Origin of the sequence: Paenibacillus sp. p3-SID867 (assembly GCF_025142895.1) — a bacterium.
In the GTDB taxonomy this organism is placed as follows: domain Bacteria; phylum Bacillota; class Bacilli; order Paenibacillales; family Paenibacillaceae; genus Paenibacillus_AQ.
The window spans coordinates 32,759-47,494 of record NZ_JAMBDM010000013.1; the positions used below are offsets into that span (position 1 = coordinate 32,759).

General features: G+C 46.7%; 9 protein-coding genes. 8 read left to right on the forward strand and 1 reads right to left on the reverse strand.

Annotated elements, in window-relative coordinates; genetic code table 11:
• Window positions 1-133 precede the first annotated feature (133 nt).
• From M4D81_RS24040 to M4D81_RS24065, 6 genes are all read left to right on the forward strand, one after another.
• Complete coding sequence (locus tag M4D81_RS24040; protein ID WP_260068282.1) at window positions 134-736, forward strand: histidine phosphatase family protein; 603 nt, start codon at window positions 134-136, stop codon at window positions 734-736.
• A gap of 76 nt (window positions 737-812) precedes the next feature.
• Window positions 813-3,407, forward strand: coding sequence for a winged helix-turn-helix domain-containing protein (locus M4D81_RS24045; RefSeq protein WP_260068283.1), 2,595 nt, complete (start codon window positions 813-815; stop codon window positions 3,405-3,407).
• A gap of 158 nt (window positions 3,408-3,565) precedes the next feature.
• Window positions 3,566-8,005, forward strand: a complete 4,440-nt coding sequence (locus M4D81_RS24050) for an S-layer homology domain-containing protein (protein WP_260068284.1) — start codon at window positions 3,566-3,568, stop codon at window positions 8,003-8,005.
• Between the two features lie 206 nt (window positions 8,006-8,211).
• Window positions 8,212-9,036: a GNAT family N-acetyltransferase gene (locus M4D81_RS24055; protein WP_260068285.1), complete on the forward strand. Its 825-nt coding sequence runs from the start codon at window positions 8,212-8,214 to the stop codon at window positions 9,034-9,036.
• On the forward strand, window positions 9,002-10,126 hold the full coding sequence (locus tag M4D81_RS24060; protein ID WP_260068286.1) for a copper amine oxidase N-terminal domain-containing protein: 1,125 nt from the start codon (window positions 9,002-9,004) through the stop codon (window positions 10,124-10,126). Before M4D81_RS24055 ends, M4D81_RS24060 begins: the two co-directional genes overlap by 35 nt.
• 212 nt (window positions 10,127-10,338) lie before the next feature.
• Window positions 10,339-11,370 (forward strand): alpha/beta hydrolase, encoded by a 1,032-nt coding sequence (locus M4D81_RS24065; RefSeq protein WP_260068383.1) that lies wholly within the window; start codon window positions 10,339-10,341, stop codon window positions 11,368-11,370.
• 351 nt (window positions 11,371-11,721) lie between these two features.
• Here M4D81_RS24065 and M4D81_RS24070 read toward each other — a convergent pair whose 3' ends face one another.
• Window positions 11,722-12,117: a CHRD domain-containing protein gene (locus tag M4D81_RS24070; RefSeq protein WP_260068384.1), complete on the reverse strand. Its 396-nt coding sequence runs from the start codon at window positions 12,115-12,117 to the stop codon at window positions 11,722-11,724.
• A 406-nt stretch (window positions 12,118-12,523) separates the two neighbouring features.
• Between M4D81_RS24070 and M4D81_RS24075 the strand changes: the two genes are divergently transcribed.
• The gene (locus tag M4D81_RS24075) at window positions 12,524-13,069 is read left to right on the forward strand and encodes a helix-turn-helix domain-containing protein (RefSeq protein WP_260068287.1); all 546 of its coding nucleotides are present in this window, start codon (window positions 12,524-12,526) and stop codon (window positions 13,067-13,069) included.
• Window positions 13,070-13,202: 133 nt separating this feature from the next.
• Entirely contained in the window at window positions 13,203-14,720 is a 1,518-nt protein-coding gene (locus tag M4D81_RS24080; protein ID WP_260068288.1) for a response regulator transcription factor, read from the forward strand.
• Window positions 14,721-14,736 lie beyond the last annotated feature (16 nt).

Here is a 14,736-nt window from a genome sequence, read left to right on the forward strand (position 1 = left end):
GTTTTTTTGTTTATTATCCGTTAACCGTGGCGTTGTTGTCTTTCCATATAATCCAAAAGAATGTAATATCTAATTAGATGTTAGCTTAATTTAATGATTATCTAATCGATGGATGTATGAAAGGAATGATGATATGAGCACAGAGTTTTATCTTGTCAGACATGCTGAGAAAGAAAAGCGTGTTGGAGATGTTTCCATTTCACCCGAAGGGATAAAGCAGGCTCGTAAAACGGCAAATCATTTAAGTAAAATGTCCATTGATAAAATGATTAGCAGCCCGCTGAATAGAGCCAAGCAGACCGCTCAGATTGTGGCTGAAGCAATTCATATAACCGTATCAGAGGACAGTCGGTTACGGGAACGTGCGAATTGGGGAGACTCGCCTGGTCAAACGTTTGAGGAGTTTGTTGAGATGTGGAATCGCTGCACCAAGGAACGAGACTATATGCCTCCAGTTGGAGATTCCGCAAGAAGAGCCGGTGAGCGGTTGGCTTCCTGCTTATTAGAGCTGTCCCATCAACATCCCTACGAAACCATTGTTATTGTGACTCATGGTGGTTTGATCACAGACTTTATGGTAAACGAATTTACCGAGGAAGAGTTGAACCATAAACAACCGAACTTTATAATTGCACAAAGCAATCTGGTCCCAGAATGTTCTGTAACGCATATCAGGTGTTGGGATGGGCGCTTTACATTAATCGATTTTGCCAACACAGCGCACTTAACCCGTTGACAATAATCCGAATTTCGGGTTTTATCATGAATAAAACCAAATATACGGCCCACAGAGGCTAACGAAAAGAGGTTGCATGATACAAGAGAGAGATGAAAGCCATTTCTTGCTTCTAACGAAATTAAAACTGCCCCAGTCCCATGATCAAACGGTTCCGCGTCCCCGTCTGCATGCGCGATTGAATGCGGGACTAAACCACAGGGCGACATTCGTTACGGCTCCCGCCGGATACGGTAAAACGACGCTGGTCAGTGATTGGGCCAGACAACTGGACCGACCCGTCGGGTGGTTATCGCTGGATGACAAGGATAATGACCTTATAAGATTTTGGAACTACTTCATGAAAGCGATCGAGCAGGCCATCGGTAGTTTGTCAGACTCCGTCCGTACTTCAAACGCAATGCTGAGCCCGGGCCAATACGAGCCATTTATGGTTGCTCTGTTAAACGAATTGAACGGATTGAAAGAGCCGGTTATCCTGATATTGGATGACTGGCATGTCATACATAATACGGATATCCAGGCGTCCGTCTCGTATTTTATAGAGTATTTGCCTTCCCGCGTGCATCTATGTTTCTCAAGTCGAAGCATCCATGGATTTCTGAAGTCGAGATGGATTAGTCGGGACTGGATCCATGAAATCCATACCCAGCAGCTGAGTTTTAATTTGCAGGAGACGGTGAATTTCTTCCAAATCGTTGAAAAGAGAGGGCTGCAAAGGGAGCAGATTGAACAAATCCATATCCAGACCGAGGGCTGGGTGACAGGACTCAGGCTGATCTCGTTGTCTATCCATGATGAAGAGTGGAAGGGAGCTTACAAGCATGTACAGTCCAACCCTGAACGCGTCGAGCTATATTTATTCGAGGAAGTGTTTGAATCGTTGGACGAGCCAACGAGGCAATTTCTGCTAAACGTCTCCATTTTACAGCGGATGAACGGGCAGCTATGTAAGGCTGTAGCTGGCGAACAGGGTGCACAGCTGCTCGCGGAGCTGGAAAAAGGCAACATGTTCCTCATCCCGCTGGATGAAGATAGGGAATGGTACCGATTTCATCATTCATTCAGCGAATTTTTACTGAAGCGGCAGCGACGCCTGGATCCGGCTAAGACGAATGTGCTCTTCCAATCGGCTGCTGCCTGGTGTGAAACGCAGGGACTGCTCGAAGAAGCGATAGATTACTACTTGGCCGGAACTTGTTATTCGGAAGCGATACGTCTGCTGGAACAGATGAGAAGCTTGATGATCCGCAGAGAATTTTCGACCATGAAGGTTTGGTTGTCGGCAATTCCCGAGGAACTGCTTATGCAGTATCCTTACCTTTATTTTTCTTACATTTTTTCGTTATTGTGGTCCCAGGAACTGGAGCTGTCGGAACGGTATTTACAGCTAGCGGAGAAGCATTATGCTGCTTCCTCTGCAAGCTGGAGTCCGGAAGAGAATGATCGCTATTTGGGATACTTGTATTATGTCAGGAACTTTAAAGCGACCCAATATGACATGGACATGATCAAAGGGCTGGAGTATATCCGTCTGTCACTTCAGCATAGTCCTACAGGAACGGATCTGATCTTCGCATCTCCTCATATGCCTCTATCTCCTTCTATATACAGGTCATACAATGGCAAGCGGGGCCAGCATTTGCCTCGGGGCCTTTCGGATACGTTCTTTTTGAGCATGATCGAATTCATGAAACCGATGGGCCTGCAGGATTCGGTCGTGGTTTGTTATGGCGAATTACTCTACGAACGCAACGAGCTGGAGCAGGCGGAGGATTACTTGAAGCTGGGATTACATGGGACGAGTCAGGCCCATTACCAACCAGAGAAGGTATACGTTCCCGCGAGTCTTTTTCTGGCACGGATCAGCACATCCAGACAGGACATCAGTCAGGCCGAAAAATGGCTGGAAGAAGCCTATAGAAGGGCGATTGAGGATGGCGCTAAGGCAGCCCCTATCTTGCTCGATGTCGAAATGGCTCGTCTGCGAATGGAATCCGGAGACTTGTCCGCAGCTGTGGAATGGAGGGATCGCTACAAGGTCTCGTCGGATGATCCGGTATCCGTTTATCAGCTATTCGTCTATATCTTTCTCGTTAGGGTGTTGATGGAGACCGGCAAGAGCCAGGAGGCATGGGCGTTATCTGAGAGATTGCTGCAAATCGCGGTGAAAGGCCATCGTCCGATGGACGCCTTGGAGATCCAAGTGCTTCAGGCGATGATGCTGCAGGTGTTGGATAAACCGCAACAAGCGCTGCTCAAGCTGGAAGAGGCACTAATATTTGCGAAACCCGATGATTATATCCGTGTGTTTGTTGATAAAGGCTATCTGGTGGCACAGCTGTTAGGGGAATATGTCCAACATCGTCAAAAAGGGAACATTCGAGATAAAAACGCGCCTTCACTGGCCTATGTGCGGAGAATATTGTCCGCTTTCGGAGGAACAGCCGAATCTTCGGCACAAGGCAAAGCAACATTAGAAAAGCTTCTGACACCGCGCGAATATGCGATATTTCGTTATATGGAGGAAGGGATGGACAATCCGGCGATCGTTGAATCGCTCGGTATCGGAATGGGGACCTTGAAGGCGCACATCAACCGCATTTACAGCAAGCTGCAGGCGAAAAACCGAGTCGAGGCGATTACAAGAGGTCAAGAGTTTCAGGGTTAAACATCATAGGTTGTAACAGCAGGCTCGCCCGCACGGCGGGTCTCTTTTTATGGTGTGATCTATAACCGGGCCTATAACCGGGGTTAGATTCAAACTCGCGAAAAATCCAATATAATGTTCATCGTGGCAACTGAATAACGAAAGGAAGAAAAGACCAGATGAGACGCATCTTCTCTATTTTGATGGCATTATTGCTCGTGATCGGCATCATTCCGTTTCAAGCATTCGCCCTTCCAAATGATCCCATGTCCGGTGATGGGACGGCGAACAATCCTTACGTCATTACAACGTTAAATCAATTAAACGCCGTTCGTAATGATTTGAACGCTCATTACAAGCTCGGAGCGGATGTCGATGCTTCGGAAACGGCAAATTGGAGTAATGGGGCTGGCTTTGTACCTATCGGCTACGACGGAAACGGGAATAACCCGTTCACCGGTGTCTTCGATGGAGCGGGTCATGCCATCCGTAATCTCACCATTAATCAGCCCAAGATGGACATGGTCGGCCTATTCGGGATGGTAGGCTCCAACGGGGTGATCGAACATATCGCTCTCGAAGGAGGTTCAATCATAGGAAACAACCATGTGGGCGGGCTGGCAGGACGTAGTGATGGAACCATTCATCGATCCTACGTTACCGGAACGGTTAGAAGCCATATGGCCAACGTCGGAGGGTTGGCAGGATACAATGGCATTCACGGTAAAATAACTTCCTCCTACACTACGAATGCCGTCACCGGCACCGATTATGTCGGTGGTTTGGTAGGGCGTAATGACGGGACGGTGAGTGATTCCTATGCGGCCGGCAGGATCAGTGGGGCATCTATAGTCGGTGGGTTAGTAGGGGACAATGAAGGTGGGGAAATCATCCGTTCATACGCCACGGGTGCCGTCAGCGGGAGCGCTGGACACGTCGGCGGACTGGTCGGTTATAATATTTCTGCTCTCATTAGCCAGTCATATGCCACGGGAGCTGTCCATGGTGAAAATGCTGTCGGCGGTCTTGTGGGCAGCACGGGCCACGGATTGATTGTTCAGTCATACGCCACTGGGAACGTTAGCGGGCGCGATCAATCTGTGGGAGGTCTGGTTGGGAGTAACAGCGGAAAATTGAGCGACAGTTTCTGGGATGCCGAAACTGTCGGCTTGAATAGCGCCTGTGGATATGATACATATGGATCCTGTACCGCGAGCAGCCTCACGACTTCACAGGCACTAACCCAATCAAGCTATTCCGGCTGGGATTTTAACAATGACTGGTTTATGGTCGAGGATTCGACGCGCCCATTCCTTCGCTCCGAATGGTCGGCCGCAATCGGGAACTCGCATCAACTGCAGCTGATGGCCATGGATCTGTCAACGAATTACACATTGACGCAGGATATTGATTTCGACACGACGTTTACTGACAACAGTCGCTCCGATATGTGGGCTACGAGTACAGGGAACGGTTTCGGCTTTGAACCGATCGGTAATGACAGCACTCCGTTCACAGGTACGCTCGACGGCCAAGGATATTATATTAAAGGCCTGTATATCAACAGGAGCAGTTTAATGAGTGTCGGAATGTTCGGTACTATTGCTGGTGGTGAGGTTCGAGACGTTCATTTGAAGAACGGGAATGTCACGGGCGGCCCTCAGACAGGCATGCTGTCGGGACAGAACGGCCCCGGTAGTCAGATTATAGAGGTCCATGTTATGGGAAATGTTACCGGAGCGGACAAGACAGGTGGTCTGGTCGGGAATAACGACGGAACGATCGGCAGTTCTAGTTCAAGTGTTGCGGTCAATGGAAAAGACGAAGTCGGCGGTTTGGTTGGAAGGAACAGCATAGGAAGTGTAACTGAAGCTGTGTATGCTGCCGGGAGCGTTAGCGGAAACAGTCACATCGGTGGATTAATCGGCTTGAATACGGGTTTGGTTAATAATGCATATGCAACGGGTCAAGTTAATGGTCAATACAATGTCGGTGGATTGGTCGGACTCCATGATATGAATAGCCAAGTTAACCTGTCCTTCGCCGCCGGAGGCGTTGCCGGAATGCATTTTGTAGGGGGCCTCGTGGGACGGAATGAGAGCGGCAAGGTGCATGATTCGTACGCCATCGGTTCCGTTTCCGGTCGTTACGACGTGGGCGGCCTAGTGGGAAGGAATGTCGGAGACATCAAGACTACTTATGCCGTCGGCAGGGTAACCGGCAGCAGCGAAGTCGGCGGCCTGGTCGGACGGGAGTTCGGCACGGTTACGGCGAGCTTCTATAATAAGGAAACAACCGGGCAATCCGATACGGGCAAAGGTGAACCGCGGCTTACATCAGAACTGAAACAGTACACACTCTTCGGCACCGAGTGGGACTTCAGCGGAATCTGGGTGTTACAGGAGGGAGTCATGTTTCCTGTTCTACAAGGAATTGCAGCTAACCTCGAATGGGACGCTGCCCCGCCAACCATCTCCAGTGCGAAGATCGAAAGCGGGCATCCGAACAGCGTCATTGTGACCTTTGATGAAGCAGTCAGCCTCACTAACGCCGGTGGAATTGCAATTACAACGGACGGGAAGCCTTCTACGATTACTCGGGTGAACGGCTCGGGAACGGATACGCTTGTTTTTAACGTAGAGAAAGCAATTGAAGAAGACCAGCAAGTTCTCCTGTCCTACGATAAACCATCCGGAACCATTTCCGACCTGGCAAACAATGCGTTGCTCAGTTTAACGGATCGAATGGTCGATAACCTGACACGTCCCGTTGACCATACACCGCCATCCATCGCTATTACGATGACAACGGCGGATGGAATGGAATACGTTGATCGCACATGGAGCAATCAAACGGTTAACGTAAGTGCAGCAGCATCTGACGAGTCTGGCGTCACTTCATTTACGTATTCGCTAAATGACGGAGTGTCGTGGAGCCCTTATTTATCTGATATCGTCCTCCGTGATGAAGGTGTTCATAACATCTCGTTCAAAGCCGTTGATACAGCGGGCAATGAATCGATTGAACGACGCACAGTCTGCATCAGCACAACCGGAATCACATTGACGCCTACACTAGTGAAGGCGGACGGAAGTGAATATACGAGCGGGGAATGGAGCAGCTCGAGCGTAACCTTGAGCGTCTATGCCGAATCGGCAGTCAGCGAGATCTCCAATCTGACTTATACGCTGAACGGGGGACTTTCACAAGTCTACGACAACGAAGCACCCATCGATATATCGAGCGAAGGCGAGACGAACATTCGATTTGAGGCGTCCAATCAAGCAGGCAATACGTTATTCCTTGACATCACCGTGAAGATTGACCATACGCCGCCAATGATTACGATTTACCCTAATGGAAGCGAAATGCAGGTTACATCGGTAACACCGAGGGTGACAGTCATTGATTCTGGAAGCGGTATAGATAAAGCCTCGCTGGAGTTTCAGTGGACGACCGATTCGTCCATACCAGCCACAGGCTGGAGACCGTTTGCGAACGAGGCCACGATTATGATAAGCGGCGTTGACGGTGATTGGTACATGCATGTAAGAGCACAAGACCAAACAGGTAATGCCGCTAACGTGTCGTCCAGCCGGTATCGTTTGATAACGCAGAAGGCGAGTGAAGAAAGCGATTCAAATCTCACTAACGGTAGCGATGTATGTTCACTGCGAAACAACGCCTTTCTTGTAGGCCTGGAAGGGAGAACCATTGCTTTTGAAGGGGGGCAGATTCTCATCCCTGCTAAAGCACTGAATCGACCATTTTGTTTATCCATAAATCTAACACTTCCAGATGGTGATAAATTTCTTCTATCTGAAGGAGAGCGAGTAGTTAGTAAAGTCGTTGAGTTTAAGAAAGATGTAACCGGAACATTCGATCAAGACGTAACCATCAGCCTGAAATTTGACGCCAACACCATACAACAAGGCAGTCATGAGCTCCAACTTCGTCAGTTTAATGAAGAAACGAAGGAATGGGTAGCGCTGGATAACCTCAACATAGACTGGGATGCGGGGATAATAAGTGGTACAACCGACCACGTAACTCAATTTGCGATTTTTGCGAGAACGATTGTGCCTGTTGAAATCGGTGTTGCGTTTACCGATATAAAAGGTCATTGGGCGCAAAAGAACATTGAGAATCTCGCAGAAAAAGGGGTTGTGAACGGTTATACAGACGGGAGCTTCAGACCTGACCGTATGATGAGTCGAGCAGAATTCGCTGCAATCTTGGTTCAAGCATTGGGACTCACCAGCAAAGGGAATAAGGAATTCGCTGATACAACGGATCATTGGGCGAGGCAAGCCATTTCAACAGCGTATGCTTACGGAATTATTCACGGATACGATTCGGTTTCCTTTGGCCCCGACGATTTCATTACACGCGAAGAAATGGCACAAATGGTGGTTCAAGCCTATCAATTGGATCATCCCCTTACCAACAAAACCTTTATCGATCAGAATAAGATTGCGGTTTGGGCACGGAAAGCGATGATGCTTGCAGTAGATCATGGAATCATGAAGGGTTATCCCAACAACATGTTAAAACCCCAATCTCATGCTAGCCGTGCAGAAGCGATTACTGTGATTTGGCGAGCCATGGAAGTAAAATAAAAGGGCATGAAGTAACGAGTGTTGAATAAGAGAAGGACTTGTTGGCATTTAGCCACAAGTTCTTTTTTCTGTGGGCAGTAAGTCAACGTCCTCTCATCATGTAAGTATGATAAAGTAGAACTCAGCAGACAAATATGTTGTCTCCCGGCTAGGGTATGAATATATATAACTGAGTTTATTGATGCGACAGTTAATAAGGAGGAAACATGTTAACGACACGACAACTACAAGCTATTGAACAATTGCAAAAAGAGTGTGAAATTCATGATCATGTACAACTGAAGCTTAACTGGGACATGCTTAGAGAACGCAATACGGAGTCGTTCGATTATTTTCATTATGATGAGAATGGCGAACTTATAGCATTTTTAGGACTGTATGCGTTTGGTTCTACTGTCGAGGTATGTGGCATGGTAAAGCCAAGTGAACGTCGAAAAGGGCATTTCGGGCGGTTGTTTCACCTGGCAATGGAAGATGTAAAATCAAATGGATACAAGAAAATATTGCTGAACGCGCCTGCAGGATCCGATGGGGCAGTATTCTTTTTGAATAAACAAGGTGCTGAATATGCATTCTCGGAGCATCAAATGGAATGGCGGCATACGCCTCTGGAGGACACGGACGATATTCTTCTGAGACAGGCAACTGAAGAGGATTTCGAAATGAGCGTTCATTTGTCCGTAACGGCGTTCGGATTGGACGAAGATGACGCCAGAGCGATGGAAAACCACCGTTTTGCGGATCATGCGGATATGCTCATGATTGACGTGAACGAAGAAACGGTTGGAAAACTTCGGGTGAGCCGTGAAGAGGGGCAGGCGTGGATTTATGGTTTCTCCATTTTACCGGAATATCAGGGCAGAGGCATAGGCAGAAAAGCGCTTCGCCAAGTCGTTAAAGAGCAAAGCTCTGCCGGTTATACGGTACACTTAGAAGTCGAAACGAGAAACGACCATGCTTTGAGATTATATGAGTCGGTTGGATTTGAGGCAGTGCATGTACAAAATTATTATAAATATGAATGCAAATGACAAAATGATATATATGCAGAAAAGTCGCCATCAGGGCGACTTTTTCATTTTAACTGCGAATCTTCAATTTAACGTATATCTATTGAAGTCTATTTATTCTGCCGATAATGAAGGTGCGTATATTTTTGATCATTCAGGAGGAATTATCATGAAAAAAACAGTCATCCTGCTCACCAGTGCGGCACTGATGTTTGCGACCGCTGCAGGCACGATCTCAGCCAAACCGGTTAACACCCCACCTGGCAAGACAAGTAACGTGGCATCGCCAAAAGGACCTAAAGAAAAAGAAACTCGAAATGAAGAGCATCAAATCGATGAAGTCGAGGCATCGGTTACGACCAGCAAAGAAGAAGACCAAGTTGATGATTCCGCACCTTCTGAAACAGAGAGCACAAACGACAGCTCCACCGATAAAGCGGACGCCAAGAACAAAGGGCACCAAGGATACAAGGGTTTGCTAAATGCCATACAAAACGTGGGGGATAAACCGGCAGGCCCCGTTTTAGCGAATATTTTGCTTACCGAATATGCGGCCAAGCTGACGGACGAGCAACAACAACAGCTGGAAGCCATTATAGAAAAGGACAAGGCGTTAGAAGCCGCTGCGGGCATGCTTGAAACAAACGGTAACGTAACTGACGCTGTGTATCTGCAAGAAGAAGCCATTCAAGCAAATTTCAAAAATCTGGATCTATACAAAACCTTGGATAAGCTCAACAAAAAGGCAGGTAAAAAGAATGGGGTTCAGCTGTATGTGAATGGCGAAGCTTCTGATACCGAACCTTTTGTCAAAAAAGGCAATACCTATGTTCCTTTTCGCGCTATAGCCGAGGCTTTGGAAGCAGAGGTAATATGGGATCCTGAAAAGCGTTCCATCACCGTCACGAAGGACGGGGTGAGCATTCAACTCCTCATCGGCAGTAAAACAGCAACCGTTAATGGCAAGAAGGTCTCGTTGGATGCCCCGGCTACCGTTACCAAGGGCAATACGTATGTACCCGTACGCTTTATAAGTGAGGCATTGAATGCAACCGTCAAGTGGGAATCAGAAAGTCAGACCGTTGTTGTTTATGAAGAGGAAGCAGAATAGGTAAATTTCTTAGCCGCTAATCTGGAATGAGATCAGCGGCTTTTTGCACTCTCTCGCAGATTCATTTCTTCGACTAAAGGCTAGGTTATTTTCAGCCTCAGGGAGGATTTGGTATAACCGATGGTAAGGTAAGGTAAGATGAGATGAATGAAATCTACATTCTTCCAAGCGAAATTTACTTGAAGCTTAAAGCAGAAAGGTGTCACATGAAAATGAAAAACTTAAGAAAAAAATTAAAAATTATTGGAGCGACCATCCTATTGCTGCTGATTACAGCCCTTTTCTTTCCTACATGGACTTCAGCTATCAAAGGCGAGAAAAGTATTAGCGTATTAGAACAAGTAGACATAAACGGAAGCCGGCATCAAATTATGATTCGCGGCAATGACAGCGATCATCCGGTCATTATTTTTGTGCATGGAGGACCAGGATGTTCAGAGATTCCTTACGCCGCTAAGTACCAAGACTTGTTGGAAACCCGTTTTACCGTTGTTAATTACGACCAAAGAGCAAGCGGAAAATCCTATCATTTTTTTGAGGACTACGCTGATCTTTCATCCGACTTATTGGTGGAAGACTTATTGGCGCTCACCGATTACGTTTCAGAACGTCTTGGCAAAGAGAAGGTCATCCTGATCGGCCATTCGTATGGTACATATATCGCAACGCAAGCAGCGCACAAGGCTCCCGAAAAATATGAGGCTTATGTTGGTATTGGGCAGATGAGCGACACAGTAAAAAGCGAGACGGACAGTTTGAACTACATACTTGACCAGGCTCAACAAGCCGGCAACGTCAATGACGTTTCCTATCTTCAAGGATTATCGGATCAAATCAAGAGTGGCGATACGTTTACCCCTCGAAATTATGTCATGAAATACGGCGGAGCTTCAAGGCTTATTGATAGCCCCGACGGCAACACCCTGGATACGTTATTAAGTAGCGAGTATAACTTATTGGATGTCATACGTTACAACTCGGGAGTATCCTTTTCTCAACAGGTTTTGTTAAAGGAAGTAATGGAACATCCATTGCCTGAACTGGTAACGAAGCTTGAGATCCCGTGCTATTTTATCATGGGGAAATATGATTATATGACTTCCTCTCATGCAGCACAAACTTATTTCGACAGCATGGAAGCCGATTCAAAAGAATTTATTGCTTATGAGCAATCCGCGCATTATCCACAATTTGAAGAGAAGGAGAAATTTTATAAGTGGATGACCGATACATTCGTAAAGTAAATCCAACTGGATGTGCTTAATTAAGCGAAGCGATAAACTCAATAAAGATATGTTAGCAGCCGATTAGAGCAATCGACTGCTTTTTTCATTCAATGAACGGGCAGAAGGGGTTGTATATGGCGATACAAGGGGGAGAACGAAGGAATTATCACTAACTTCGCAGTGTTAGCAGTAACTGAAATGAAGGATAGCCAGAATATCTTTTACAGTCAAAGGTCGAAGGCAGGCTCGATACGAGCCCTGTCCTTCAGCCATTGTGACGAAAGACATTAACAGTTGAATTCCAACCAATACGAGAAGGACACTGCCTGATATAGGTCAATGTCCTTCTTGTATTGACGCTTTTTTTGGTTACTTTTTAATCTGTCCCCGGATTTCACCATCCGGATGTTGTATTGTATGCACATTAACATAAGTGTTGGCTCTTTCGATCTCTCGGATTAAATCACGGATCGACTTGCCAAGCAATGGGCCGACCAAATCGCTATTGGTCAGAGTTCCTTCTACAACGCCGCGTTTTACGGAGATACCGAATTTAGATGGTCCGTATAAAAAAGCCACCACAGGACCGTTTTGTCCTCTCCGCCCAAGATGAATATGTGCTTGTGTAACCTGGGCGATATTTCTGATGACAAGTCGGAATCTTAAACGAGTGCCATCAGCGCTAAGCTGAAAAACGGCATTTCCAGTAGCGTTCGTTCTAACTGGTGGCACTTCATTACCTCCGTTTAAGATAGCTCGGAAGATTCTCATAGGTTTGCTCCTCTCTATCAAAGATAGTTTATATGTATGCGGCAAAGAGAGGAGAGGATTGTTTTCTCGCCTGTGTTCTTGCAATTAATGAAAGAATGGGTTTGCATGAGTCTATTAATAATTAGCTTCATCACATAGCGGTATTGCAATTTGCGGTGACCGATCTGAACGTCAGGATATCCTCTTTTTCACTGTTCGGGATTCAATTTAGCTTTATCTAACTTCCATTGATCGTTTTCCTGCTGGCCATTTGGGCCAACCCAGCTCAAGTGCGAATGGAAATCATAGTTATGTTAAATTGTCTAGATATGTTTGTTAATTTTTATTGACAATTTCGGTTTAATATTGTTTCATTTTATTAAACTAGGTTGAATGACACTGTGGACTAGGAGAACAATGTATGGAATTGGGGAGCAAAATCCGAAAGCTTCGAAAGGAGCAAAACCGGAGCCTGGATGACATCGCAAAGGCTTGCGGATTCACCAAAAGCTTGTTGTCCAAAATCGAAAATGGGAAGACGGTGCCTCCCATCGGTACGCTCATCAAAATCGCCGAAACGCTTGGAACCAAAATTTCGATCTTACTGGATGACAACGATTTAAATGGAACGGTGTATACGTCGCAAGCCAGGAGCATGGGGAAAATGGTCCAGACGGATAAAGGATACTCTTTTTCCGCGATTGCTGCCGAACGGCCTGAGAAATTAATGCAGCCGTTTTATTTTGTTGCCAAGAAAGGGAAGACAGGCAAAAGGACATTTTCCCATGTCGGGCAGGAATTTATTTATGTGCTTGAAGGCACGATGATTTATTACGTAGGGAAAGAGGAGTACACGTTAAATGCCGGTGACAGCCTGTACTTTGATTCGGTTGAAAACCACACTTATACACTGGTAACTGAAGAGGTCACGTATTTATCGGTGTTTTGCTCCGACTCCAATGCTTAGAGAGGTGTTATTTAAAAAAATTGAATGGTTTGTAAAGCTCATGCTGGACTCTTGTAAACGATGGCAGTTCGAACTTCCCATTTACATGAAATCCGCATGAGCTTTTTTTATCTCAGTACAAGGGGGATGAATCATGTTAAACATTTTGGTTGTCGATGACGAACCGAAGCACAGAAAGGGAATGTCCCGGATGCTGAAGGCGCTAAAACCGGAGTATAACATTTTTCATGCCAGGGACGGAGCGGAGGCTCTGCAGAGTATGGACCTTCAGCGGATGGATCTGGTTTTTACAGACATACAGATGCCAGTCATGGACGGACTTGAATTAATGGAGCACCTGTCCTGCCGCGGAGGGAATGAAAACATCATTATTATGAGTGCTTATTCCGATTTTGTATATGCGCAGCGCGCGCTTCAGTTGGGAGCAAGCGATTATGTGCTGAAACCGATTGAAGAACAAAAGGTTCTGCCGCTGCTTGCGAAAGCGGAGCACAAAGCGAGCGCTGTACGCCTTGCGTCCTTAGAATCCTCGCTTTCCGAGATACTGGGGGGAAGTCCGTCCGATGAAGATTATCGGTTATTGGAGAGTTTGTTCCCGGAATTTAAGCGCGGTATCGTGCTCACCGCTGTTTTTGGCGAGGCGAAAGAACATAAACTTCTGCTGAACGGACTCAAAGAGATACTTGCCCCGATGATCGGGGAATATGGATTTTCCGGCGCTTTTTGCATACAGGACAAAATGCTCGCTGCCTTGATCATGAGCTCCGAGCATTCATCCATGGTGATTCCCGGCTTCAAAGCCAAGCTGCAGAAGGTCATTCAACACTTCCAGCAGGAATACGGGGCAGAATTAACGTTTGGCTTGGGCTGTTATTTTACGGAATGGAGGCAGGAAGCCAAACAAGCTTACCAGCAGGCTAGTCATGCACTCAAAACACGATTCTATAAAGGCGGTGGGGTGGTGTTTGAAGCCGAGCCGATGAATAACGGAGCTCGTCCAGCCGTCGTTAAGCTTGAATTCATCGAATTAACCAAAGCGGTACTATCCGGAAACAAGCCGGAAATCGAAGCCTGTTTGGATTCGGCTGTTCGCCAGGCCGCCGGCAGCGGTTTTCCCGAACCGGAAAAATTGAAGTACTTTCTTGCCGCCTCTATCCATCAAGCAACCGCCCTCCTCATGGAGAAAGGAATCGCTCCCTTACATAGCGCCGTCTACGAGGAAGCATTGCTGCATTGTCATACCGTTGATGAATTAATTAAGACAGCCAGGCAATGGATCTTCGAGCTCACGGATCGCCTGGAGCAGCGGCGGCAGTACAAAACCGGGTCCATCATCGACAGCTGCAAAGCCTATATTGATACACACTATAACGAAGATGATTTGTCACTGAGCACGCTGGCGATAAAATTTCATTTTAATCCCTCGTATTTTTGTATGCTGTTCAAAACGCATACCCATATGACTGTCCATCAGTACATCACTCAAACGAGAATGAAGGTGGCCGCAGGCCTGCTGCTGCAGACCTCTCAAAAGGTTTACCAAATTGCCGAGCTTGTAGGGTATAAGGATGTAAAGTACTTCATTCGGTTGTTTCGCAAGGAATTTGGCACAAGCCCGGAAGAATATCGCCATTTATCCGCTACTCGTTAATAAGGAAGGGATATCA

Coding starts and splice junctions, on each gene's coding strand:
- M4D81_RS24040 (WP_260068282.1), top strand. CDS start 134: ATGAGCACAGAGTTTTATCTTGTCAGACATGCTGAGAAAGAAAAGCGT.
- M4D81_RS24045 (WP_260068283.1), top strand. CDS start 813: ATGATACAAGAGAGAGATGAAAGCCATTTCTTGCTTCTAACGAAATTA.
- M4D81_RS24050 (WP_260068284.1), top strand. CDS start 3,566: ATGAGACGCATCTTCTCTATTTTGATGGCATTATTGCTCGTGATCGGC.
- M4D81_RS24055 (WP_260068285.1), top strand. CDS start 8,212: ATGTTAACGACACGACAACTACAAGCTATTGAACAATTGCAAAAAGAG.
- M4D81_RS24060 (WP_260068286.1), top strand. CDS start 9,002: ATGTACAAAATTATTATAAATATGAATGCAAATGACAAAATGATATAT.
- M4D81_RS24065 (WP_260068383.1), top strand. CDS start 10,339: ATGAAAAACTTAAGAAAAAAATTAAAAATTATTGGAGCGACCATCCTA.
- M4D81_RS24075 (WP_260068287.1), top strand. CDS start 12,524: ATGGAATTGGGGAGCAAAATCCGAAAGCTTCGAAAGGAGCAAAACCGG.
- M4D81_RS24080 (WP_260068288.1), top strand. CDS start 13,203: ATGTTAAACATTTTGGTTGTCGATGACGAACCGAAGCACAGAAAGGGA.